23 protein-coding genes are annotated in these 22,068 nt (G+C 64.7%); 11 read left to right on the top strand and 12 right to left on the bottom strand.

Annotation, left to right across the window (positions count from 1 at the left end; genetic code table 11):
• Positions 1-214: 214 nt before the first annotated feature.
• The 7 genes from RAD15_RS16135 to RAD15_RS16105 all read right to left on the bottom strand — a co-directional run bounded on the left by RAD15_RS16135 (position 215) and on the right by RAD15_RS16105 (position 6,833).
• Positions 215-613 (bottom strand): hypothetical protein, encoded by a 399-nt coding sequence (locus tag RAD15_RS16135; protein ID WP_458179059.1) that lies wholly within the window; start codon positions 611-613, stop codon positions 215-217.
• Between the two features lie 238 nt (positions 614-851).
• Entirely contained in the window at positions 852-1,631 is a 780-nt protein-coding gene (locus tag RAD15_RS16130) for a class III cytochrome C family protein (protein ID WP_458179057.1), read from the bottom strand.
• Positions 1,628-2,335 carry an iron reductase gene (locus tag RAD15_RS16125; RefSeq protein ID WP_458179055.1) on the bottom strand — a complete coding sequence of 236 codons (708 nt, stop codon included), beginning with the start codon at positions 2,333-2,335 and terminating at the stop codon, positions 1,628-1,630. The genes RAD15_RS16130 and RAD15_RS16125 overlap by 4 nt, the downstream gene beginning before the upstream one ends.
• A 1-nt stretch (position 2,336) precedes the next feature.
• Positions 2,337-4,292: a 2Fe-2S iron-sulfur cluster-binding protein gene (locus RAD15_RS16120; protein ID WP_458179053.1), complete on the bottom strand. Its 1,956-nt coding sequence runs from the start codon at positions 4,290-4,292 to the stop codon at positions 2,337-2,339.
• Between the two features lie 23 nt (positions 4,293-4,315).
• Complete coding sequence (locus RAD15_RS16115) at positions 4,316-5,236, bottom strand: Spy/CpxP family protein refolding chaperone (protein WP_458179051.1); 921 nt, start codon at positions 5,234-5,236, stop codon at positions 4,316-4,318.
• Entirely contained in the window at positions 5,233-6,459 is a 1,227-nt protein-coding gene (locus RAD15_RS16110) for an OpgC domain-containing protein (RefSeq protein ID WP_458179049.1), read from the bottom strand. The genes RAD15_RS16115 and RAD15_RS16110 overlap by 4 nt, the downstream gene beginning before the upstream one ends.
• Positions 6,460-6,530: 71 nt before the next feature.
• The gene (locus RAD15_RS16105) at positions 6,531-6,833 is read right to left on the bottom strand and encodes a hypothetical protein (RefSeq protein WP_458179047.1); all 303 of its coding nucleotides are present in this window, start codon (positions 6,831-6,833) and stop codon (positions 6,531-6,533) included.
• A gap of 108 nt (positions 6,834-6,941) precedes the next feature.
• Here RAD15_RS16105 and RAD15_RS16100 point away from each other — a divergent pair, with 108 nt between their 5' ends.
• Together RAD15_RS16100 and RAD15_RS16095 are read left to right on the top strand one after the other, a co-directional pair.
• On the top strand, positions 6,942-7,196 hold the full coding sequence (locus tag RAD15_RS16100) for a hypothetical protein (protein WP_458179045.1): 255 nt from the start codon (positions 6,942-6,944) through the stop codon (positions 7,194-7,196).
• Between the two features lie 386 nt (positions 7,197-7,582).
• Positions 7,583-8,338 carry an SDR family oxidoreductase gene (locus tag RAD15_RS16095; protein ID WP_458179042.1) on the top strand — a complete coding sequence of 252 codons (756 nt, stop codon included), beginning with the start codon at positions 7,583-7,585 and terminating at the stop codon, positions 8,336-8,338.
• 76 nt (positions 8,339-8,414) lie between these two features.
• Here the strand turns inward: RAD15_RS16095 and RAD15_RS16090 are convergent, their stop codons facing one another.
• Complete coding sequence (locus tag RAD15_RS16090) at positions 8,415-9,752, bottom strand: S41 family peptidase (protein ID WP_458179040.1); 1,338 nt, start codon at positions 9,750-9,752, stop codon at positions 8,415-8,417.
• A gap of 293 nt (positions 9,753-10,045) precedes the next feature.
• Here RAD15_RS16090 and RAD15_RS16085 point away from each other — a divergent pair, with 293 nt between their 5' ends.
• The 8 genes from RAD15_RS16085 to RAD15_RS16050 all read left to right on the top strand — a co-directional run bounded on the left by RAD15_RS16085 (position 10,046) and on the right by RAD15_RS16050 (position 16,673).
• Entirely contained in the window at positions 10,046-11,179 is a 1,134-nt protein-coding gene (locus RAD15_RS16085) for an alpha-hydroxy acid oxidase (RefSeq protein ID WP_458179038.1), read from the top strand.
• A gap of 29 nt (positions 11,180-11,208) precedes the next feature.
• Positions 11,209-11,835 carry an HAD family hydrolase gene (locus tag RAD15_RS16080; protein WP_458179036.1) on the top strand — a complete coding sequence of 209 codons (627 nt, stop codon included), beginning with the start codon at positions 11,209-11,211 and terminating at the stop codon, positions 11,833-11,835.
• A gap of 161 nt (positions 11,836-11,996) precedes the next feature.
• A complete protein-coding gene (locus RAD15_RS16075) occupies positions 11,997-12,203 on the top strand; it encodes a hypothetical protein (RefSeq protein ID WP_458179034.1) in 207 nt (68 codons plus the stop codon).
• A 222-nt stretch (positions 12,204-12,425) separates the two neighbouring features.
• Positions 12,426-13,637, top strand: a complete 1,212-nt coding sequence (locus tag RAD15_RS16070; RefSeq protein WP_458179032.1) for a molybdopterin molybdotransferase MoeA — start codon at positions 12,426-12,428, stop codon at positions 13,635-13,637.
• Positions 13,638-13,814: 177 nt separating this feature from the next.
• Positions 13,815-14,516: a transcriptional repressor LexA gene (gene lexA, locus RAD15_RS16065; RefSeq protein WP_129271649.1), complete on the top strand. Its 702-nt coding sequence runs from the start codon at positions 13,815-13,817 to the stop codon at positions 14,514-14,516.
• Positions 14,517-14,687: 171 nt separating this feature from the next.
• Positions 14,688-14,888, top strand: a complete 201-nt coding sequence (locus RAD15_RS16060) for a hypothetical protein (RefSeq protein ID WP_458179030.1) — start codon at positions 14,688-14,690, stop codon at positions 14,886-14,888.
• 191 nt (positions 14,889-15,079) lie between these two features.
• On the top strand, positions 15,080-15,508 hold the full coding sequence (locus tag RAD15_RS16055) for a hypothetical protein (RefSeq protein ID WP_458179028.1): 429 nt from the start codon (positions 15,080-15,082) through the stop codon (positions 15,506-15,508).
• Positions 15,509-15,731: 223 nt separating this feature from the next.
• Positions 15,732-16,673 carry a GAF domain-containing protein gene (locus tag RAD15_RS16050; protein ID WP_458179026.1) on the top strand — a complete coding sequence of 314 codons (942 nt, stop codon included), beginning with the start codon at positions 15,732-15,734 and terminating at the stop codon, positions 16,671-16,673.
• Positions 16,674-16,682: 9 nt separating this feature from the next.
• On the opposite strand, the gene RAD15_RS16045 is transcribed toward RAD15_RS16050, so the two are convergent.
• Both RAD15_RS16045 and RAD15_RS16040 read right to left on the bottom strand, forming a co-directional pair.
• Positions 16,683-18,965: a ComEC/Rec2 family competence protein gene (locus RAD15_RS16045; RefSeq protein ID WP_458179024.1), complete on the bottom strand. Its 2,283-nt coding sequence runs from the start codon at positions 18,963-18,965 to the stop codon at positions 16,683-16,685.
• Between the two features lie 95 nt (positions 18,966-19,060).
• Complete coding sequence (locus tag RAD15_RS16040; protein WP_458179022.1) at positions 19,061-19,294, bottom strand: DUF2171 domain-containing protein; 234 nt, start codon at positions 19,292-19,294, stop codon at positions 19,061-19,063.
• A 387-nt stretch (positions 19,295-19,681) separates the two neighbouring features.
• Here RAD15_RS16040 and RAD15_RS16035 point away from each other — a divergent pair, with 387 nt between their 5' ends.
• Positions 19,682-21,004, top strand: a complete 1,323-nt coding sequence (locus RAD15_RS16035; RefSeq protein ID WP_458179020.1) for an MFS transporter — start codon at positions 19,682-19,684, stop codon at positions 21,002-21,004.
• 137 nt (positions 21,005-21,141) lie between these two features.
• Here the strand turns inward: RAD15_RS16035 and RAD15_RS16030 are convergent, their stop codons facing one another.
• Together RAD15_RS16030 and RAD15_RS16025 are read right to left on the bottom strand one after the other, a co-directional pair.
• Positions 21,142-21,504: an SPW repeat protein gene (locus RAD15_RS16030; protein ID WP_458179018.1), complete on the bottom strand. Its 363-nt coding sequence runs from the start codon at positions 21,502-21,504 to the stop codon at positions 21,142-21,144.
• A 170-nt stretch (positions 21,505-21,674) separates the two neighbouring features.
• A complete protein-coding gene (locus tag RAD15_RS16025; RefSeq protein ID WP_458179016.1) occupies positions 21,675-22,061 on the bottom strand; it encodes a YybH family protein in 387 nt (128 codons plus the stop codon).
• Positions 22,062-22,068: the final 7 nt, after the last annotated feature.

The raw sequence follows: 22,068 nt of genomic DNA, 5'->3' as shown, positions 1-22,068 counted from the left end.
GCCAGCTTGCCTACCGCAGGCCGGTGATCGCTATTTCGGCGCTCTTCCGCTCGACGCGCGGCGCGCGAGCAACGACCGAGGCCCGGCTTCGCCGCGCCACCGCGTGCGAGGTGCTGGCGCGCATCGCCGTCATCCGCTTGGACAGATGTTCCTCGCAGACGTGTCGCTTCGCGCTCGGACCTGGAGCGACGCGGGTCGGTCTTCGGGAGCCATCTCAGGCGATGGGGGGACGGTAGTGACGACGGAACGCACCATCGTCGCCGATCACGTCGGGCTGTGCTTCGCAGCGGGAGCGCGGCACGGCAAACTCAGCAATCGCGGGAGCTTGAGGCGACACGGCACTGAAGCACAGCACCGAGCCGCAGCAGGTGGCATGCCGGTCGCCGGGCCGGCCCTCGTCGTCATCACAATCCCCGGCCATCGCAACGTCATGCGAATGCGCGGCAGGTCCTGCGTCGACATCGTCGTGCTCGTGCGCCGTCGACACGGCTTGATGATCGCACTGGATCGGTCCATCGACGACGACCGAAATTGCGAGAGACGGCGTCATCGACGCAAGCAGATAGGCGATGGCTGCAAGCCATCCCCAGCATTTGCGCCTCGGCTTTCTCAAGCCAATCATTCCAGCACCCGCTATCCGTCGTGGAACATATAACTCTGGCTGTACTGACGGCCAACAAAAAACGACGTATGTCGAGCTGGCAATGCAAGACAGACGTGCGCCAGATGCGTCACGCGGAATTTTGGGGCTCGGCGTAGCCATCGGGCCCGACGGTGCGGCGCGAACAACGTATGAAATATTTTTCATCACTCTTGTAATGTACGGGGCCCATCCGCGTCGCACGAGCCCGTCAATGGTGCTTCATCCAGCCTACGCCTTTGATGTCGTTGAACGAGTCCGTCATGTGACACAGAAAGCATTGGTCGACCGACGCGTGCTCCTGTCCCGCGATCATCCGATCCATCATGATGAAGTGACCCATGTAGTGGCTCGGCGGCGCCTGATGGCATTGCGCGCAGTCCTTGGACGTTGGCGAGGGATGCAGGAAACCGACGATCTTCCAGGACGTGAGCCCATGGCAATCCGCGCATTCCCGTCCAAGTAATCCGCGATGCGGCTCCCGGTTACCGTGACAGTTGGCGCAATCGAGCGCGGCCCGTTCCCGCCGGTCCAGCTTTGGTAGCCCCAGAAACTCCGTCAGGTCTGCCCGCAATTGATCGGCAGAGATCCGGTCGAACAACTTCTTGCCGGAAGATGCCATCGTGATTTGCAGGAGTGTCGCGTGGTCCATCCTGATCGGCCGCAGGTCGCCCCTGTGCTCGATATGGCAGCCGGAGCATTGGTCGCCAGCGGTCGCATGAAACGCCGTCGACTGCTTGCCGAGATCCGCGGCGGAAGGCGCATGACAGGAGATGCAGGCAGCAGCATCGACGCCCTTGATCGGCGTGTGGCAGCTCTCGCATCTGTCGGACAGAAATGCGTGCTTCCCGGACAGCGGCCCGGGCATCACAAACCTCGTCCAGCCCGGGACGACCTCTGAGCTCCCCCGATACAGAGCGATCGATGCAACGGCCGCGCTCGCGACGGCCAATGACGCGACCACGACATAGAGCACGGCCCTGATCGTCACGCGAGCCACCGCAGTCCGTAATAGACCTCGGCCGCCACATGCACCACGAGCAGCGCATACATGACGATCGCCGCCACGACATGCAGCCCCATCCACTGCATGAAGATCGTCTTGACCGTTTCGCTCGAACCGATCGCCGATTCGAGGTCGGAGATGCCGTCGACGAGTTGCAGCAGCGGCACATTCTGCAAAGCCGGCGCGCGCATGCCGGTCTCGTCACGCACAACCCGGTCGGGCGACGACACGGTCGCCGCGGTATGCTCATAGGCCGACCTCAAGGTTGCCAGATGCGACTGCTGCTGACGGAGTTCCATCGCGGTTTGCGGCAGGTAGTAACGCCCGACAAATCCGGTGACGACGACGATCAACATGCTCGCCACCAGGGCGACCCCGAGCGGGCTTTGAAACTTGTGCCCGGTATGCAGGAGCGCGAAGAACGCCGCGACGATTCCTGCATAGGCGTGAAACGCCAGGAGCGTCTGCATCGACACGCATCGCGTCACCAGCGCCTTCAGACCCGCGCTGTATTTCGTCACGGGATAGACGAGAAGGAGGATCATCAACGCGGCCGCGCCGGCCCCGAGCACAAAACCGGCCAGGCTTCCTGCAAACCGGCTGTCGGAATGAAGCAGGAAAGCCGGCACCAGCAGCAACAGCGCCGCCAGAACGACGTCGGCCATCAGGCGTTCTCTCTCGTCCAGCATGTCAGGCCTCGACGACCAAATCCCCGACCGATCTCGCCTGGCAGGCCAGGATGAGACCGTTCGCCTTGTCGTCCGCGGTCAGGGCGTCCTGGACCTCCATCGTGACGTTGCCTTGCAGCAGATGCGTCTTGCAGACGCCGCAGACCCCCGCCCTGCACGAATAGTCGATCGAAACCCCGACGCTCTCGGCGACCTCCAGAAGGCTCATGTCCGGCGGCAGCGCCGCCACCTTGCCCGATGTCGTAAAGCGAACGGTGGCGGTTGCCGGGCCGACCACCGCGGCCCCTCGATTGCCCGCTTCACCTTCCGGTATCTGCGGTTCGACGACGGCCTTGCCGGGAGGTGGAACGGCTCCGCGCGCAGGCCCGAAGGCCTCCGTCTTGATCTGCTCGCGCGGGACGCCGAGCCCGATCAACGTTTTCCGGAGCGCATCCATCATCCTGGGCGGACCGCACAAGTGAACGCGTCGTCTGGCCAGATCGGGTACGGCCCCGGTCAGAAACTCCGCCGTGATCTGCCCTTCGCTTCCCATCCACGAAGTACCTGCGGCCCGCACCATCGTGGCCGCGACGTGCAGATTGTTCATCCTGCGCTGGAGATATTCCAACTCGTCCCGGAAGATGAACTGCCCGGTCGTCTGCGCGCCGTAGACGAGATAGATCTGGCCGGGCCACGCGATATCCGACAGATACCGGATCGCCGCCATCAGCGGCGTGATGCCGACCCCGCCACCGACCAGGACAACGCTGTCGGCTTCCGTGCCCGTGAACGTGAAGGCGCCGGAGGGGCCCGCAACCTCGAGGAGGTCGCCCTCCCTCACGTGACCATGCATGTAGTCGGAAAGAAGCCCGCCGTCTTCGCGCTTGATCGTGGTCTCGACATAGGCGGTCTGGGCGGCGGACGAGGCGATCGTGTAGGAACGCCTGACGGCCTTCCCGTCGATCTCGATGGCATAGGTCAGGAATTGCCCCGGCAGGAACGCAAACGGAATCACGCCGCCGTCCGTTGCCTGCAGACGGAACGTCTTCACGTTCGGCGTCTCCTGATAGATCGCGCAGACCCTCAACTTGCCCTTCCAGGAGCCTCTCGCCTCGGTCCGCCGCGGGCGGCGATCTATCTCCTGAGTAGACGCCGCCTCGGCGTTGGCGGCCGGCCGGTCCACGGTCGTCGCGGACACGAGCGGCGTCCGCGTCAGCCGATCAACCAGCGCGTTTGCGCGGCGCATCCGCGCGAGATAGACCGCGAGCATCGCCAGCGAGAACACCACCAGCAGCGCCATGGTCGCGACATGAAACCAGGAGACTCCCGGCGCGACGTCCTCGGCGCTTCGCTGCGGCAGCAGGTTCATTTGCGATTTGAACCAGGCCTGCGCGACTTGCTGCGGCGGCTTGCCTTCGTGAAGCGAGCGCAGCGCGGCCACGCCGCTCTGGACCGCGTTCAGCGACTCGCGAAGCCGCCGCGACGCCTGATCCGCGACGACGATATCGCCGCCGGCGATGGCGTGCCGCAGATCCATTTCGGCCGCCGCCAGGCGATCGGCCTCCACGCCGATCCGCTGGCGCGCCTGGACCTCGAGATTGTTCCGCTGCGCCACTGACAGCGCCGGCATATCCATCAATGCCGGGTAAAACTCCTTGCGCGGCCGGCTCATCATGCCGTCCATTCCGCCCATCATCCCGGGCGTGGCACCGCCGGGCGGCACGTCGGCCGCATGGCGGTCGCCCGGACCTCCCGATCCGGCGGGCTGCGGCCCCGCGTCGCCGGCGGAGCCGGACGCTGCGGGATGATGCGCCGCGTGATCGTCCTCCGCCTGCGCCAGTTGCAGGTGTTGAGCGAACCGCCCGGCCGCATGCCTTATGCCGACGTCCGATGCGAGCACGCCATGCACCGCAAGCTGGCTCGCCAGGACAACGAGTGCAGACAGGCCGGGTCGACGTCGAAGGGCCGGACCGAACATGACCTTGCTCACGCCTGCGACAGTCAGAATGACGTAATCAGAGGCAGCAGGATCGTGTCTGCGGTCTGCTTCTGGCTCTCGTTCAACGATGCGTAGAGCCGCGTGAAGGCCAGGCGAGCCGACTTCAGCGCCTCGAGACGCTCGGACAAGTGCCGCTCGTAGTGCTCCAGACGGTCCGCGCTCCCCAGCCTGTCATCCATTGCGAGCATCATGCGCGCTTCCAGCAGGTGCTGACGGCCCGAACGCAAGGAATCCGCGACGTTGTTCCAGTCGACAAGCTGCCTGTCGCTGATCTGCAGCTCCGTCTTCAAAAAGGCGATCCGCCCCTCCAGCCGCTCGGTCACGTCCGCCGGACCACTCATCACGGCGCTGCTGCCGGGCGAGCTCATTTGGCCCCGCATCATCTTGTCCATCATTTGCATCATCTGCATCATGCTGGAATTGTCCTGGCAGCCGGCGCCCTGACAATCCCGCATCTGGCCCTGCGGCGGCATCTTCATCTTGTCGTCGTTCATCCGGCTACCGCTCATGTTCTGCGACTGGCCGGATGGTTGGCCCATATTCATCTTGCTGCCGGAATCCGCCGGGTCCGGCATTTTCGACATCTTGTCGTCATCCATCATCGCGGTCCGGGCAAGGCCTGCGGCGATTACGGGCGACAGCCCGACCGGCCCCAGGGCGAGGACGACAAGGGCGGCTGCGCTCACAACGAAATGTCTCGGACGATTCATGGTCATTCTCCAGGATTTGGTTTGGATGGTCGTCTGCTCATCGCGTTCGACGATGGGAACAGCGCGGGGCGGGTCAGGCCATATAGACGCCGAGCGCCGGCAACTCTTACGCGCGGAAGTGCCAGGCGGTTCGATGGTCGATGCGCTCAAGCGCAAGCCACGCAGAAAGAGCCCCTGGATTTCTTCCGTGAAAATCAGCCCGGACGTCATCATCCGCCCGCCCCCCCGGTCGAGCGGACCTTGTCGATTCCCTTCGACCACGTCCGGTAGTAGGCGACGATCGTCATGATCCAGAGGCCCACAGCGCCGACCAGCAGTTGGGCCCATAGTCCCTCGGATCCGGACTCGAGCACGAAATGCGCGACAAACGACAGAAAGAGGCCGACGCAGAACACGGACAGCGACTGCTGGCCGCATCGGATCAAGGGCTGAAGCAAGGGCGACGTCAGACCCGTCCAGTCGACCGGAACGAGCGAGACGACGATGAACATCAGGCTTGCCAGATGAACGACGCGAGAGGGACCCAGATTGGTCTTGTCGTTCGGAATGAAGACAGCGGCGAGACCATCGGGAACGTAGTCCCGCAGGCCCGGGATTCGCTCAGCCAGCGTCATCGCGAGCGCGAACAGCAGGAAGCCGCAGCTCGCGGCAAACAGCGCACGGGACGACAGCAGCCAGCGGCTTGCCGCCGCTCCTCCCAACGCAAGCCAGGCACCGAACACGAAAAGCAGCTGCCACGCGAACGGATTGAAGTACCAGACCCCATCCGGATAGGACGGCAAGTTCCAGCCGTAATGGCGGGCGGCCAGATAGAGACCGAGCGAGCCGATCATCACCGCATTGCGCCAACGCAGCATGAACCAGAGCACGACCGGAAACGCTGCCATCAACACGATGTAGAGCGGCAGCACATCGAGATTAAGCGGCTTGAACTTGAGGATCAGGCCCTGCGAGAGCGTCTCGACGGGAAAGTCCATCAACGGCGCGACGTTGAACTGATCCATCAGGTGAAGATCGTCGAACCTGTGCGCGAGATAGTGCACCGCGGTGAGATAGACGAGGAACAACAGCAGGTGAGCGACATAGAGCTGCCACACGCGACGCAGCAACCGGGTCGCCCCGATGACGAAGCCACGCTCCATCATCATCGAACCGAACACGAAGGTCGCGGTATAGCCGGAGATCAGCACGAACAGGTCGGCGCCGTCGCTGAAGCCGTAGTTGCGCGTCGTGAACCAGGCAAGCGCGGAATCGGGAATGTGTCCGAGAAAAATCAACCAGTTTGCGAGGCCGCGAAACAGATCCAGCCGGACATCCCGACGAGGCTTGATCAGCACCGACCTGATGCTGATCGTCTCCCACAATCGGCGATGCAGGAAAAACGCGGCCTGCAAGGGGCGATCGTGATCGGGGGCGTGGATGGTCTCGTCGGTCAACGGCGTGTTCTCCATTTCTTCGGTCGGCCTTTCGGATCGCAACCGTGCCGCCGCTCACGTTCGCGGGCACGCTAGGTTGCGTCATTGATGCGGGTTTGACGGACATCAAACTCGATCGACGCGCCAGCCAAATCTTTTTGTGCTCCGGTCGCGTAATGAATCGAGGCGGTTTTCGTCCCCGCCACTCCAACCGAACACGCTGCTTGCCGACGACATCTCTCGTCGGCCTCGTCGAATGATCGACGGCCTTGCTCGCAGCTCGCGATTTTCGCGCGTCGGCTACAATTTTTTTCTGTAAGAAGATCGACGTTTCTCGTCGCCCGCTGCAACGCGATGATCCACGCATCGACGCACGAGAGCGCGCGCGTCGACATTTGATCTTGCTCAACCTACACAATCACGCTCCGGGTTTGGTTGCGGCTCGATCGAGCCACCGGGACTTGATTGACACCAACTCGACGAGATCAACAGGAGAAACCAGAATGAGTCACCGCAAGCTGATCGTCGCTGCCACGATCATGTCGTTCGTTGCGCTGCCCGCGATGGCACAGACGAACACGACCGATGAGAAGAACGGCCACCATTACTCGGGCGGACCGAAGACCGAGGTCCCGCACCACATGGGCAAGAAGGAGAGCGACGGCGCGACGACCAGCGGATCTGGCGGCAGCCACCATTACGGCGGTGGGCCGAAGACCGAAGTCCCGCACCACATGGGCCCGAAGAAACAGCAATGACGATCGCGCGGTGATCCCGCGGCCGCCCAGCTGCGGGGTCATCGCCTCCCGGGTTGCCCGGCCGGGCAGCCCCTCGCCCGCCCCAGGCTTGACGATCACGGCCGCCCAAAGTATTTCCGCACTCGCAGCCGCGTAAGACGCCGCTGCCGTAGGCGTTACCGTCATCCAACGCGTCCTTTGTCGAGAGGATCCCAGCAGGGAGTTCTCGATTCACGAGACGCCACGGTCATGCCCTTACCCTTCCTGTTTGCGGCGCCCCAGTCGTTCAAGACGTCCATTCCGGCGCGGTCCATCCGTGCCCCGATGTTTGCCGCCTTGTCGGATTGTTCGCCGCCGGAATTCCCCCGGGGTTGCCGTGGCCTTCACCTCAATCGAAAGGCACAACCATGAAGATGACCGGCAACACGATCCTCGTCACCGGCGGGACCAGCGGCATCGGCCGCGCGCTCGCTGAAGCCTTCCACGACCGCGGCAATCGCGTCATCGTCGCGGGACGTCGGCAGGCCCTGCTCGATCAGATCACGGCCGAACGCCCCGGCCTGATCGGCATGCCGCTCGACCTCGACGATCCCTCGAGCCTGCCGCGCTTGTCGGCCGACATGCGGGCACGCTTCCCCGAGCTCAACGTGCTGATCGCCAATGCCGGCATCTCGCGGCCCGAGGACATGAGCGCGAATAGTTGGAGCGTCCCGGACGCCGAAGCGATCGTTGCGACCAATATTCTGGGCGTGCTACGCGTGACGGCAGCGTTCCTGCCGATCCTGAAAGCGCAGCAGAACGCGACGATCATCGCGACCAGCTCGAACCTCGCCTTCGTGCCGCGCGCCGATTTTCCGACCTATTGCGCCAGCAAGGCGTTCCTGCACTCCTGGCTCCAGTCGCTGCGGCATCAGCTCCGCAAGATCCCGGTCGAGGTGCTGGAGCTCGCACCGCCCTATGTGCAGACCGAACTCACCGGCGCCGGGCAGGCCAGCGACGCGCGTGCCATGCCGCTTGCTGCCTACGTCGCGGAGGTCATGCAATTGCTGAAGCTGCGGGTCCATCCTCGCGACGAAGTGCTGGTCGAGCGCGATCGCGCCCGTCGCTGGGCCGAGCGCGACGGCCGTTACGAGGCCATCTTTGCCGCCATGAATCCGAGCTGACACGGCATCCCAAAACGAATTCGCCCGGGAGCGGTGATCCGCTCCCGGGCGATCGATGTCGAAGAAGTCGTAAGCCTCAGTTCGGCACGGCCGCCTTCGGCGCAGGCTTGGCGGCGACCGCATTCGCGGTGACGCCGTGCAGGAAGTCGTAGGCGGCGTGCAGGGCCTTGTCGTCCTCCTCTTTCGGCGGGACGTAGGATTGCGAGCCGGTCTGCTCGGTGCCGTCAGCGGCCGACAGATGGCCGCGCATCTGGGACTCCGCCATGGTGTCCATCCGGCCCTTCAGCTCCGCCGGCACGTCCTGAAGGATCTCGATGTCGGGCGCGATGCCCTGGGCCTGGATCGAGCGGCCCGACGGCGTGTAGTAACGCGCCGTGGTCAGCGCCAGCGCGCCATTGCCGGCGCCGAGCGGAATGATGGTCTGCACCGAGCCCTTGCCGAACGAGCGCGTGCCGATGATCGTGGCACGCTTGTGGTCATGCAGCGCGCCGGCCACGATCTCCGAGGCCGAGGCTGAGCCGCCATTGACGAGGACGACCAGCGGCTTGCCCTTGGTCAGGTCGCCGCCATGCGCGGTGAAGCGCTGCGTCTCCTCCGGATTGCGGCCACGGGTCGAGACGACCTCGCCGCGCTGCAGGAAGGCGCTCGACACCGATACGGCCTGGTCGAGCAGTCCGCCCGGATTGTTGCGCAGGTCCATCACATAGCCGACGAGCTTCTCCGGCGGGACGTCCTTGGAGATCGAGGCGATCGCCTTCTTCAGGCCGTCGGTGGTCTGCTCGTTGAACGAGGTGACGCGGATGTAGCCGATATCGCCGTTCTCGACATGGAAGCGCACCGGGCGCACATGGATGATCTCGCGCGTGATCGCGACATCGAGCGGGGCGTCGGCGCCCTCGCGCACGATGGTGAGCTTGGTCTTGGTGTCGACAGGACCCTTCATCTTGTTGACGGCCTGCTCGAGCGTCATGCCCTGCACGGCCTCGCCGTCGATCTTGCTGATGAGGTCGCCGGACATGATGCCGGCCTTCGAGGCCGGCGTGTCGTCGATCGGCGAGACGACCTTGACGAGGCCCTCCTCCATCGTGACCTCGATGCCGAGCCCGCCGAACTCGCCGGAGGTGGTCTCCTGCATCTCGGTCCAGGCCTTGTCGTTCATGTAGCGCGAGTGCGGATCGAGCGAGGTCACCATGCCGGCGATCGCGCCTTCGATCAGCTTGGCGTTGTCGGGCTTCTCGACATAGCTGCCCTTCACCCGCTCGAACACTTCACCGAACAGGTTGAGCTGGGAATAGGCATCGCCCGCGCCCGCTGCCGCCCGTGCCGCCCATACGCCGCCGTGCGGGCTGGCTACCAGAAGGGTCAGACATGCGCCGGTGAGCGCGCCCAGGGGGAACAGCAGGGTTTTCCGCATGGATAGGTTGGCCTTTTTGCTTGGGCTGGGAGGCGCCATGCAAATGGCGATCCAGCCCGTTTCTCACAATACCATTCTGGTTTCTTCAAGGCCGGCCTGCCTGGCCGGCGGGGACACCGCAAAAAACCCCTTCGTCCGGGCCTAAACTTTTGGCAACGTTCCGAAACCGTTTCGCGCAAGGCGGGAATCGGTCGGCCGGCCCACGCCTCGCAGCTATGCGAATTTAGGATGGTTTTGCAGGGCTGAACGGGTTAGGCGATGAGACAAGGCTTCAAATTCTCGGGAGGATAACAATGAACGAAGCGCCCCGCATCTGGCCGGAAAGGAACGTCGAACTCGGCGCCAGCAACGAGCCGTTCCAGAATCTGCACGAATTCATCCGGAAAGCGCGCGCCAACCTCAACCAGAATGCCTGGGACTACATCGTCGGCGCCGCCGAGACCGAAACCACGATGCGCCGCAACCGCATGGCTCTGGACGAGATCGCCTTCCGTCCGCGCGTGCTGCGCGACGTGAGCAAGGTCGATGGTTCGGTCGAGCAGTTCGGGCGCAGAATGCGCCTGCCCGTGGTGCTCGCCCCCGTCGGCGCGCTCGAGATATTCGATCCCGATGGCGCGGCGAGCGTTGCGCGCGCCGCCGGCACGTTCGGCGCGGCACACATGCTGAGCTCGGTGTCGGAGCCCGGCCTCGAGAAGACCGCCGAGGCGGCCCCCGACGCGCTACGGCTCTACCAGCTTTATGTCCGCGGCGACGATGCCTTCGTCGCCGATGTCGTCAGCCGCGCCGAGAAGAACGCCTACGCCGCCTTCTGCCTGACCGTCGACACCGCCCATTACAGCCGCCGCGAACGTGACATCGCCAAGCGCTATGTGCGCGAGAGCCGCGTGCGCGCCACCGGCGGCGATTTCCAGAAGGGTCTGGAGTGGCGGACGGTGAAGATGATCAAGGACAAGTTTCGGACTCCGCTGATCCTCAAAGGCATCGCCACCGCCGAGGACGCGCAGATCGCGATCGATCATGGCGTCGAGTGGATCTACGTCTCCAACCACGGCGGCCGCCAGCTCGATCATGGCCGCGGCGCCATGCACGTGCTTCCCGAAATCGTCGAGGCCGTGAAGGGCCGCGCCAAGATCATGGTCGACGGCGGCATCTGTCGCGGCACCGACATCGTCAAGGCGGTCGCTGCGGGCGCCGACCTCGTCGGCATCGGCCGGCTGCAATGCTGGGCGCTGGCGGCGGCCGGCGAAGCCGGCGTGACGCGGATGCTGGAGCTGCTGGAGGACGAGGTGCTACGCTGCCTTGGCCTGTTGGGCGCCACCTCGTTCGCCGAGGTCAACAAGTCCTGCCTGCACCCGGCGACCGCGACGAATGCACCGAGTGTCTTCAGCGCGTTCCCGCTGTTCGACCACGAGCCTTACCGATACTGATTTGCGGATACCGAAGTGAAAAGGACGCAATGACCTCGCTCTCTCCCGGCAGCGCGGATGCGCTTCTGTTCGATCTCGGACGCGTGGTGCTCGACATCGACTTCTCCAAGGCGGTCGCCTGCTGGGCGGGACATGCCGGCTGCGCGCCCGAATCCATCGTCGCGCGCTACGTGCGGGACAGCGAGGCCTACCGGCTGCATGAGGTCGGCAAGATCAGCGATGCGGACTATTTCGCCTCGCTACGTGCTTCGCTCGGCATCGGCATTTCGGATGCGCAGTTCCTGGAGGGCTGGAACGCGATCTTCGCCGGCGAGATGCCCGACATCGCCGAGCTGCTGCCGCGTGCGGCGAAGCAGATGCCGCTCTACGCCTTCTCCAACACCAACCGGCCGCATATCGACTATTTCTCGAAGGAATATGCTGACCTGCTCGGCCATTTCCGCGAGCTGTATTTGTCGTCCAGCATCGGTCTTCGCAAACCGGATTCGGAGGCATTCGACCACGTCGTCGCCGCGATCGGCCTGCCGGCGAGGCGCATCGTGTTCTTCGACGACCTCGCCGAGAATGTCGAAGGCGCGCGGGCACGCGGCCTGATCGCGGTGCATGTGACGTCTCCGCGTGACGTCGCCAACGCATTGAGGGCATTGGGCATCTGACGACATCCCGTCATCGCGAAAGCGGCTCGGTTCCCGGAGCTAATTTTGCGGAACATGAGGAACCGGCCGCCTTTGTGCATTTTTGTACGGAGTTCCGGGAACAGAATCGTCCCTTCCGGACTCTAGAGTCCGTTGGGACTTCTACGGACGGACGCAGCATCGTGTTGGGCAAGACCTATCTCACCAAACAGGCCTCTCTTCTTCTCGAATTCGCCAGGACAACTTCGGATTCGGACCTTTCGGCCAAGCTTGTGAGCAAGGCCGCCGACCTGAAATCCCAGGCCGATCCGATGCCCGACAGGGATCAAGGCCCCAAAGCGCCCGACGTCACGCTGGACATCAGTCCGGACGGACAGACCGGGAGTTGACCGATGCTGGCCGTGGCGCTCGTCATTGTCGTCCTTGCCATGGCCACCCTCCTACCGATCTGCCTCGTTCTCTGGATCATGCCGCGCCGGGTCTGATCCCGCCTCCAGGATCGTATGGAAGCAGCGTGATGAACGCCGTGCTCTGCTGTTTTGCTTCCGCATTCGCGCTCGGCTAGAAGACTGACGGAACATTCGCCCGAACGTGCCGAGGAGTTTTCGCCCGTGGCCCTGATGCCGGTTTCCGACGCGCTTGCCGCGGTGCTGGCGGGTGCAGAGCCGCTGCCTGAAGAGATGGTTTCCCTCGACAAGGCCCACCACCGCGTGCTCGCGCGCGACGTCGCGTCACGGCGCACGCAACCGCCGGAAGCGATGTCGGCGATGGACGGCTACGCCCTGCGCGCGGTCGATGCGGCGAGGATCGATTCCCACCTGATGGTCATCGGCGAGGTCGCAGCCGGCCGTCCGTTTGCGGGATCGGTCGGCGCCGGCGAAGCCGTGCGGATCTTCACCGGCGGCGTGGTTCCCGACGGCGCGGACGCCGTCGTGATCCAGGAGGACACGATTGCGGACGGCAAGCACGTCACGATCAAGGAAGCCGCGATCGCGGGACGGCACATCCGTGCCGCCGGCGTCGACTTCCGCGAGGGCGACGTGCTGCTGCGCAAGGGGACCCGGCTGACCGAGCGCGATCTCGCGCTCGCCGCAGGCATGAATCATCCGCAACTCGCCGTCTGCCGCCGTCCGAAGGTCGCGATTCTCGCCACCGGGGACGAGCTGGTGATGCCGGGCACCACGCCCGGGCACGGCCAGATCGTCTATTCCAACGGCTACGCCCTGCACGCGCTTGCCCGCAGCGAGGGGGCCGAGACCATCGACCTCGGTGTTGCCGCCGATACGCTGGAGGCCACCACCGCCGGCATTCGCCGCGCCCGCGAGAGCGGCGCCGACATCCTGGTCACGACCGGCGGTGCGTCGGTCGGCGACCACGATCTGGTCCAGCAGGCGCTCCGGGACGAAGGCATCTCGATGGCGTTCTGGAAAATCGCGATGCGGCCCGGCAAGCCGATGATGCATGGGCGGCTCGGGGCGATGGGTGTGATCGGCCTGCCCGGCAATCCCGTGTCATCCTATGTGTGCGCCTTCCTGTTCATGGTGCCGCTGATTCGTGCGCTGTCGGGCCGCTCCGTGATTCACCATCGCCGCGAGCGCGCCGTGCTGGGCCGCGACGTGGGCGCCAACGACGTGCGCGAGGACTATCTGCGCGCGCGCCTGGAGCTGCGCGACGACGGCACGCTCGTCGTCATTCCCGTCAATCATCAGGACTCATCGCTGCTTGCGAATCTCGCTGCGGCACAGGTACTTCTCGTGCGCGCACCGTTCGAGCCGAAGGCCGAAGCAGGCAGCCCTTGCGAGGTGCTGCGGCTGCCAGTGTGAACTGCGCGGCCACACGCGTTCCGCGAACTTTGCTTTGTTCACGGTAAATTAAGCAGTTGCGGAACACATATCGAACATATAGTGTCCGTTCATGATTTGTTTCGAGCATGTAGCGGCTTGCCGCTCCACTTCAGCGTCTCGGAATCGAACGACATCAACCGGGGGATTTTGGTCGAGATGTTAACGCGCAAACAATACGAGCTTCTGCGGTTCATCAGCGAGCGTCTGAAGGAAAGCGGCGTGCCGCCCTCCTTCGACGAGATGAAGGATGCGCTCGACCTGCGCTCGAAGTCAGGCATCCATCGCCTGATCACCGCGCTCGAGGAGCGCGGCTTCATCCGGCGCCTGCCCAACCGCGCCCGCGCCATTGAAGTCATCAAGCTGCCCGAGCTGCAGGCGGCCGCCGGCAGTCGCCGCGGTTTCACGCCGAGCGTCATCGAAGGCAATCTCGGCAAGGTGCGCACGACCTCCAGCCCGTCCGCCGACGAGGGCGAGCGCCCCGTCGCGGTGCCGGTGATGGGCCGCATCGCGGCCGGCACGCCGATCGAGGCGTTGCAGACCCGCAGCCACACCATCAGCGTACCGCCCGACATGCTCGGCTCGGGCGAGCACTACGCGCTCGAAGTGCGCGGCGATTCCATGGTGGAGGCCGGCATCCTCGACGGCGACATGGCGCTGATCCAGCGCAACGAGAGCGCCGACACCGGCGACATCGTCGTGGCGCTGATCGACGACGAAGAGGCGACGCTGAAGCGCTTCCGCCGCCGCGGCGCCTCGATCGCGCTGGAGCCCGCCAACGCCGCCTATGAGGTCCGCATCCTGCCGCCCAACCGGGTCAAGATCCAGGGCAAGCTGATCGGGCTTTACCGGAAGTACTGAGCCTATCCCCCGGTCGTTCGAACGCTAGTGGAGCGGATCATTGTCCGCTCCGGCTGGATAGTCTTTCTGGTTCTGCACAGATTATCCGGCCCCTCCTCCGGCGCTACATCCTCGGCACACCGCAACCAGGCAGCATTGCTTCGCGGCCTCTGGAAGTTCGAGGAGACACCCATGCGCCAGATCATCTTGGGCACGGTCGCAGCGGCGCTGATCGCAGCATCAGCGTCGCAAGCCGTTGCCGCCCCATCGCGTCACCATGTCCGCAAGCAGACGGCGGTGAGCGAGCAATTCCGCAACGCCCGCAATGCGGCCCCCCAGTCACCGCAACCGAGCTGGCAATCCTCGGGCTGGTCCGCACCGGCAGGTCGATGACAGGCGCCTCCGGAATGCACGGAAGCGGGCTTTGTTCCTATTGGATTCGGGAAAGATAATGTGATCGCGTGCTGCGGACACCAGCCGCAGATTCGCCCACAACCAAGCAGAACGTTACGTGCTTCCACTCTGATAGAGGCCTGCGCCTCCGAAAGAGGTGCGGGTCGCTGTCTCTGCAAGAGGAGCACCCGATGTGTGACTACAGCCTGCACGCCGTCGCGACGCGTCCCGCAGAAGTCGGCGAGACCATCGTCACGACAACCTTCCGCGGCACATCGACCCGCGGCTTCGCCTCCGAAGCCGACCTTTCCGTCGCGGTCTGCCTGCTGCCCGGGACGGAGCTCGCCTTCGCCGACAACGTCCGTTACGACAATCGCTGGATCTGGACGCGCACCGTCAACTCTCGCGTCGGCAAGTTCGGCAAGATCGATCCGCACGTTCCCGATCGCCATCATGACGCGATCGAATTCCCCGACGGTAAATACGTGCTGGTGACGCAGCTCGTCGAAGGCCAGCGCGCAACCGTGCTGCAACTGCCGGTGACCCTGCCAGTCAGCGAGCACAAGCCGCAGATCACCGCCGACAATCGGCCGACCGTCACGCGGCTGCCGATCGGCTGACGCAGCCATGCCCGACCGAGAGGTCGGGGCCAGGAATGAGATGCCATCGCCGGCCGAGGCCGGCGAGATGGTATGATTTGCGTCCGACGAAATCCGCCCGGATGGACCGACCGCCCGCAGCTGTCCACCGCACGAAGTTTGGGCCGCCCTGCCTGAATTTTGAACGTCCGCTCCGCAGCCAAATGACCGATGCTGTCAGGGTTTGAGGCGGCGGGCACACTCGATGAAAACCTTCCTTCGCGTCGTTGAACTCTGGGTGCCTGACCGGACGCGCACGCGGCTGGAATTTGGCGGTGGCCTCTACGGCGACGGATTGTCCGCGTTCAAGGCCGTGAGCGAAGGTTTGTATTTCGGATATGACGAGGGGCTTCCCGGCAAGGCTTGGGCCGGCAGCCACCCGATCATCCTCACCCAATTCACCAACTCCTATTTCAAGCGGACCGATCAGGCCATCGCGGCCGGCCTCACCTGCGGCGTCGCGGTGCCGGTGTTCGCAGGCGAATTCCTGCATGCCGTGATGGTGCTGTTCTGCGGCGACGACGAGGCGCATGTCGGCGCCATCGAGCTCTGGCACAACGATGCCGGAATCTCCCACGAGATGGGACTGGTCGACGGCTATTACGGCACCGCCGACATGTTCGAGTTCAACTCACGGCACACAAAATTTCCGCGCGGCTTCGGCCTGCCCGGCCGCACCTGGAAGGCGGGCCTGCCGCTGATCATCAAGGATCTGCACGACGCCAAGAGCTTCCTGCGCTGGGAGGACGCCGCCAAGGTCGGGATCAATCTCGGCGTCGGCGTGCCCTATCGGACCGGCACCGACCAGACCTGGGTCCTGACTTTCCTCTCCGCGCAGGCAACGCCGATTGCGCGACGCTTCGAGATCTGGGTGCCGAACGGGTCCCGCTCAGCGCTGGTCTTCCGCGCCGGCGATTGCAGCGCGCAGACCGACCTCGCCAGGCTCTATGCGGAAAAATCCATCGCCAGGGGCGACGGCAGCATCGGCGGCGCCTGGGCCACCGGCATGCCCGCGCTCAACGACGATCTGGCGCATGACGGCTCGATCGCGGCCACAGAGGCACGCGCGGCCGGACTGAGCCAGATGGTGGCCCTGCCGGTGATCGGCAACACCGGGCTCGACGCCGTGCTGGCCTGGTACCTGTAGCCGATCCGGTCAATCGTCGGCCTGCAAATCGGTCTCCGAGGGCGTCGCATCGCGGTTACGGGGCGCGGCCGTCTTCGGCGCAAGGCTGCCGTCAAAGTCTCCCTCGCCGGCTCCGGCCGGCAACCAGGGGCGGCTCGCGCCTCTCGCCCGCACCGCCTGAACCGAAAAACCGTCACCACGCTGCGTCAGCGCCAGCGCGCCCTGGCTCGTGAGCCGCGGCCGGTCGACCACCATCGCCGCGCAATCGGGCGGCGCGGGCCGTGCCGTCACCACCAGCGCGGCGCGGCTGCAATCGTCCGCCAGCGCGTCGACGCGCAGGGAAAGCGCGACCAGACGCCCGTCGGCGAGCGGCGTCACGCAGCCGGACTCGTCACAGGACACGCCGTCCGCCAGCGAGGCACGCCCGGCATCGCGCAGATCGGCGTCGGCCGCCAACCACTCCTTGAGCAGGAAGCCGTCCTTGCTCGCCCTGATCAGATGCAGCTGCCCGTCCCTGCCCCGCACCGCCACGCTCTGGCCGTCCCCGGCGATCAGGATGTCGGGCTGCCGCACCGACAGCCCCCAGAGGATTGCTGCCAGCAGCACCAGAGCGCCGCACCAGCGCAAGGGCGTGCGCAAGAGGCCCATCACGATGATCCCGAGGCTCGCCGCGACCAGCGGCGCGATGCCGAAAGCCGGGATGCGGCCGACCGCACCCGGCAACGCTGCCACCCAGCCCGAGACCGCGACCATCCAGTCGATGCCGATCCCCATCAGCCACCAGAACACGCCGTCGAGCCCGAACGGCACCGCGAGCAATCCGAGCAGTCCCGCCGGCATCACCAGCGCCGAGACCACCGGCATCGCACCGAGATTTGCGAGCACGCCGTACGGCGTGACGCGGTGGAAGTGGAAAGCGGCATAGGGCGTGGTCGCGAGCCCCGCGATCAGCGAGGCCAGGAACAGCATGGCGATCTCGCGGCCGCCCCACATCGCGATGCGCGCGGTCGCCGAATGATCGGGTGAGGCAAACAAATTCGGCATGCCGATCTGCACCAGCGCGACGAGACCGAGCGTTGCGGCGAAGGACATCTGAAAACTCGGATGCACCACCGCTTCCGGCGCGACCGCGAGCACGATCAGCGCCGCCACCGCCAGCGTGCGGAAAGTGATGGCGCGGCGATCGACCATCACGGCGATCAGCACCACAGCGGTCATGAAGAACGACCTTTGCGTCGCGACCTCCGCACCCGACAGCAGCAGATAGAACGCGGCCGCGACCAGCGCGGCAGCGGCCGACCATTTCTTGATGGCAAAGCCGGCCGCCAGTCCCGGGATCAGCGCGAGCAGCGCGCGCACGGCGAAGAACACGACGCCGGCAACGACCGCCATGTGGTAGCCGGAGATCGAGAGCACATGACCGAGGCCGGAGATGAACATCGCATCATTGACGGGCGTCGTGATCGCATCGCGCCGCCCCGTCAGCAGCGCGGTCGCGATCGCGCGGTTGTCGCCCTCGAGCGTGGCACGGATGCGCGCATCGATCGCATCGCGCAGGCCTTGCATGAAGGCCGCGTAGCGCAGCCGCAAGCCGCCGGCATCCGGTGGCACCGACGCCGTGATCGCGCCCATCACGAAACCGGAGGCGCCGATGCCCTGGAAGAACATGTCGCGCGAAAAGTCGTAACTGCCGGGACGCACCGGCGAGAGCGGCGGCAGCAGCCGCGCCTTGAGCTGCACGAAGCTGCCGACCTCGGGCGCGGTGCCCTTGCGCACCGACAGGCGCACGCGTTCCAGCTTGACGTCGCTGCGCTGCGCCTCCATCGCCGTGACGCGCAGCACGAAACGATCGGTGCGCTCGCGGATATCGCGCGCCTCGACGTAGCCCGACAGCGACACCGAATAGAGCGGCTTGGCCAGCACCGTGTGCGCAATGCGCGCCGTCTTCCAGGTCGCCATGGCAAAGCCGGCAGCAACCGCCGCGATCATGATGGCTGGGGCGAACAGCCGGCTCCGCCGCAACAGGACCGCGCCCAGCATGAAGGCGACCGCCGTCGCGGCGACGACCCACAGCACCGGCTCATGATCGGCGGCGAAGTACAGCGCGATGCCGCCGCCGAAGGCGACGGGCACCCACGGCAACAGCCGCCCGGCGCCGGCTTCGGCACGCGCCCATTCGCGCAGTGCCTCGACGAGTGCTGGCCAGGCGCCAAGGCCCGCCGGGACAAAGCCGCCGGCCGACGCGGTCCGGCCCGTCGGCCAAGTGCCGGCGATGCCTTGCGAGACGCGCTGCGGCCGGCCCGGCTCCGCCATTCTCTGCACCTTACACTACGCAACCGGCGCGGATGCTACCGGAACGTGCAGGCGGCCGAATAGCGGTACGGATCAGGAACGAAGCGGCCCGAGCCCTACTTTTCCTCTTCCATCGTCACGGCGACAGCCGCCTTGGCCGACAGCCGGACCTTGTTGCCCTCGACGTCGGCGACGAAGCCCTTGTCGATGAAATGGTGGTGGCCCTTGTGGCTGCCCTCGCCGCTGTCCTTCTCGGTCAACTTGATGCGATTGCCCTCGACACGGTCGACGGTGCCGACGTGCACGCCGTCGGCGCCAATGACTTCCATATGCTCTGCGATGGTCTGCATGGTGGTTTCCTTGTTGGACCCCTCACAACGCCTGAGACGCCTTTCCGTTCGCTGATTACCAGACGTCGCGGACAATTCGAGTCCTTGCGATCTCTGTCGCAAAACCGCCCCGTGTCAGATCGATTGAGCCGAAAGTCTCATAAGTTGCCAACCCGTGGTGGGATTACACTACGTTCCCCGCCTCCCCGACAGACGGGCAGGCAGTGGTGGCTCGCGGTTCCAAGGCCGCTGGAGCTCTTCTCAGGTGGCGCAAAACGCGCCTGAGGTCAGACGTTGCCGACGCAACTCTTTGAATTGGCGCCTGCGACGCCGCGCATCACGCTCTTCCCGCGAGACGATCGACGCTGAAACAAGCGAGGAGACGTTTTGAAACCATAGGAGGCGTACATGCAGGTACCGAGCGATTTTCGCCGCGTGATCATCGCTGCGTCGGTAGGAAACATCATCGAATGGTATGATTTCTACATCTTTGGCAGCCTGGCCGCAGTTCTATCGGTCAAGTTCTTTGAGCAGTCCCACCCCGTCGCCGCCCTGCTCAGCACGATCGCGCTGTTCACGGCAGGATTTCTGATCCGTCCGCTGGGGGCCTTCCTGTTCGGATGGATGGGTGACCGGGTCGGCCGCAAATATACGTTTCTCATCACGCTCAGCGGAATGGGACTGGGCACGGGAGCGATCGGATTGATCCCGACCTACCAGTCGATCGGCCTGACAGCCGCGTTCATTCTGTTCGGGCTGCGCATGATCCAGGGCCTGTGCCTGGGCGGCGAATATGGTGGCGCCATCACCTATGTTGCCGAGCATGTGCCTGACGACAGGCGCGGCTACTACACCGGCTGGCTACAGACCTCTCCCACTCTCGGGATCGTGGTGTCGCTGGCCGTCATCGTCCTCACGCGGACCTATGCCGGCAACCAGGCCTTCGACGAATGGGCGTGGCGCGTTCCGTTCCTGGTGTCCTTCCTGCTGGTGGCCATCGCGATCTATATCCGCCTCCAGCTCCAGGAGACGCCGATCTTCCAGGAGATCAAGGCCCGCGGGCAGATGACGAGGAATCCGTGGAAGGAGGCCTTCCTCAGTTCGAACGTCAAATATATCGGGATCGCCATCGTGGTCCTGATCGGACAGGGCGTGGTCTGGTACAGCGGTCAATTCTGGGCGCTGTACTTCCTGCAGCAGGTCTCCAAGGTGGACCCGCTGACCTCAGCCTACATCGTGGGAACAGCACTGCTCATCGCAACGCCGAGCCTGATCTTCTTTGGCTGGCTGTCGGATCAGATCGGCCGCAAGCCGGTGATCCTCGGAGGCATGCTGCTCGCCGCGATCACGTACTATCCGCTGTATCTGTGGCTGGGTACGGTGACGCAGCCCGGAAACATCAACTATCCGACCGCTATCTTCATCATCTTCATCCTCGTTTGCTACGTCGGGATGGTGTACGGGCCGGTCGGCGCGTTTCTGGCGGAATTCTTCCCCGCCAGGATCAGGTACACGTCGGTCTCCGTGCCGTACCACATCGGCAACGGCTGGGGCGGCGGATTGGTGCCGTTCATCACCTCGGCAGCATTCGCCGCGACCGGCAGCATCGGCTACGCACTGATCTACCCGATCGTGGTCCCCGCGGTGTGCTTCGTGCTCGCTGTCTTCCTGATGCCGGAGACGCGAAAGATCAGCATCTGGCAACCGATCGAGCCCAGAGCCGCATTGTGATGGGTTGTGATGGGATGACCCGGTGCAGGACCGCGAGGCCCTGCACCGCACCTTTCCTTCGGAATGCCGGAGCCAAATCCCCGCCTCTCCGACCGCCAGCGGATAGAGGTCGGCGAAAGTTCGGCTAACCGCTCTTGTCAGCCGGCTGGATGATGCCAGCGATCGTGCCACCAGGCGGTGAAGTCACGATCGGACATCAGTTCCCAGCCGCCGAGCAAGATCACCAATATGCCCGACAACACGCTGCTCACCGTGGCTGATGCTGACTCATAGCCAATGGTCCAAGGCGCGAGCACAAGGGCCAGACCCAGCAGCATTTCTCCCCACTCTTCCAGATATGACGGGATGACAAACGCTTCTACGGCAAAGAGCACGACGCCGAGCCCGAGCGCGATGGTGATCCAGACAGCCGCCCCGGACAAGCCCAGGACGAAGGACGACAGGACCAGCCATACGCCGACCAACAGGCTGGCAGCATCTTGCCAATGTTGGATGCGCATAATGCTCACCTCCCCTCTTCCAATTAGATGGGGCGCACCGATGAAAATGCATCGATCCAACCTGCGTTATGTTGCCGCTGCGCTGATCCGAGGCGCCAATCCTGACACGTCTGTCCCTGGAAAGGCCCCAGCAAACGCCCTGCGTCAGGACGCAGGACGTTCCGCTGCCGCTAGATCAGCGATGTCCGCGACGAGGCATGGTGATTGACGATCTTCCAGTCGCCGTCCTCGCGGATGATGACCCAGCTCATCTTGACGACGAGGTCGGGGCGCTCACCGGCAAGGTCGAAGGAGATCGTCGCGCCCATGTTGATCAGGTCGGGGCCTGCCTGCGCGACCTGCACCTCGGAAAATGCAGCGCTCGGCTTGCGCCAGCGCGGCAGGCCGTTGACGTATTCGGCAACGCCGTCCCTGCCCCGATAGAGTCTTGGGTTGGAGCCGAAGAAGAATGCGTTCTTGGCATAGAGCGAGGACAGTGCCGCAGCATCGAGCATTGCGAAGCCGGCGCACCATTTCGCGATGATGGCGGAAACGATGTCGTCGGCTTCGTTGCTCATTTTCGTG

Source organism: Bradyrhizobium sp. 14AA, from assembly GCF_054185205.1.
The sequence above is the reverse complement of the archived record's forward strand: the minus strand, read 5'-3'. Positions and strand labels throughout refer to the sequence as shown.

Bases quoted from the DNA above. Each gene is read 5' to 3' on its own strand.
- RAD15_RS16080 (WP_458179036.1), top strand. From the start codon at position 11,209: ATGACCTCGCTCTCTCCCGGCAGCGCGGATGCGCTTCTGTTCGATCTC.
- RAD15_RS16055 (WP_458179028.1), top strand. From the start codon at position 15,080: ATGTGTGACTACAGCCTGCACGCCGTCGCGACGCGTCCCGCAGAAGTC.
- RAD15_RS16060 (WP_458179030.1), top strand. From the start codon at position 14,688: ATGCGCCAGATCATCTTGGGCACGGTCGCAGCGGCGCTGATCGCAGCA.
- RAD15_RS16120 (WP_458179053.1), bottom strand. From the start codon at position 4,292: ATGTTCGGTCCGGCCCTTCGACGTCGACCCGGCCTGTCTGCACTCGTT.
- RAD15_RS16095 (WP_458179042.1), top strand. From the start codon at position 7,583: ATGAAGATGACCGGCAACACGATCCTCGTCACCGGCGGGACCAGCGGC.
- RAD15_RS16035 (WP_458179020.1), top strand. From the start codon at position 19,682: ATGCAGGTACCGAGCGATTTTCGCCGCGTGATCATCGCTGCGTCGGTA.
- RAD15_RS16030 (WP_458179018.1), bottom strand. From the start codon at position 21,504: ATGCGCATCCAACATTGGCAAGATGCTGCCAGCCTGTTGGTCGGCGTA.
- RAD15_RS16050 (WP_458179026.1), top strand. From the start codon at position 15,732: ATGAAAACCTTCCTTCGCGTCGTTGAACTCTGGGTGCCTGACCGGACG.
- RAD15_RS16100 (WP_458179045.1), top strand. From the start codon at position 6,942: ATGAGTCACCGCAAGCTGATCGTCGCTGCCACGATCATGTCGTTCGTT.
- RAD15_RS16090 (WP_458179040.1), bottom strand. From the start codon at position 9,752: ATGCGGAAAACCCTGCTGTTCCCCCTGGGCGCGCTCACCGGCGCATGT.
- RAD15_RS16085 (WP_458179038.1), top strand. From the start codon at position 10,046: ATGAACGAAGCGCCCCGCATCTGGCCGGAAAGGAACGTCGAACTCGGC.
- RAD15_RS16040 (WP_458179022.1), bottom strand. From the start codon at position 19,294: ATGCAGACCATCGCAGAGCATATGGAAGTCATTGGCGCCGACGGCGTG.
- RAD15_RS16045 (WP_458179024.1), bottom strand. From the start codon at position 18,965: ATGGCGGAGCCGGGCCGGCCGCAGCGCGTCTCGCAAGGCATCGCCGGC.
- lexA (WP_129271649.1), top strand. From the start codon at position 13,815: ATGTTAACGCGCAAACAATACGAGCTTCTGCGGTTCATCAGCGAGCGT.
- RAD15_RS16115 (WP_458179051.1), bottom strand. From the start codon at position 5,236: ATGATGACGTCCGGGCTGATTTTCACGGAAGAAATCCAGGGGCTCTTT.
- RAD15_RS16025 (WP_458179016.1), bottom strand. From the start codon at position 22,061: ATGAGCAACGAAGCCGACGACATCGTTTCCGCCATCATCGCGAAATGG.
- RAD15_RS16125 (WP_458179055.1), bottom strand. From the start codon at position 2,335: ATGCTGGACGAGAGAGAACGCCTGATGGCCGACGTCGTTCTGGCGGCG.
- RAD15_RS16105 (WP_458179047.1), bottom strand. From the start codon at position 6,833: ATGTCGACGCGCGCGCTCTCGTGCGTCGATGCGTGGATCATCGCGTTG.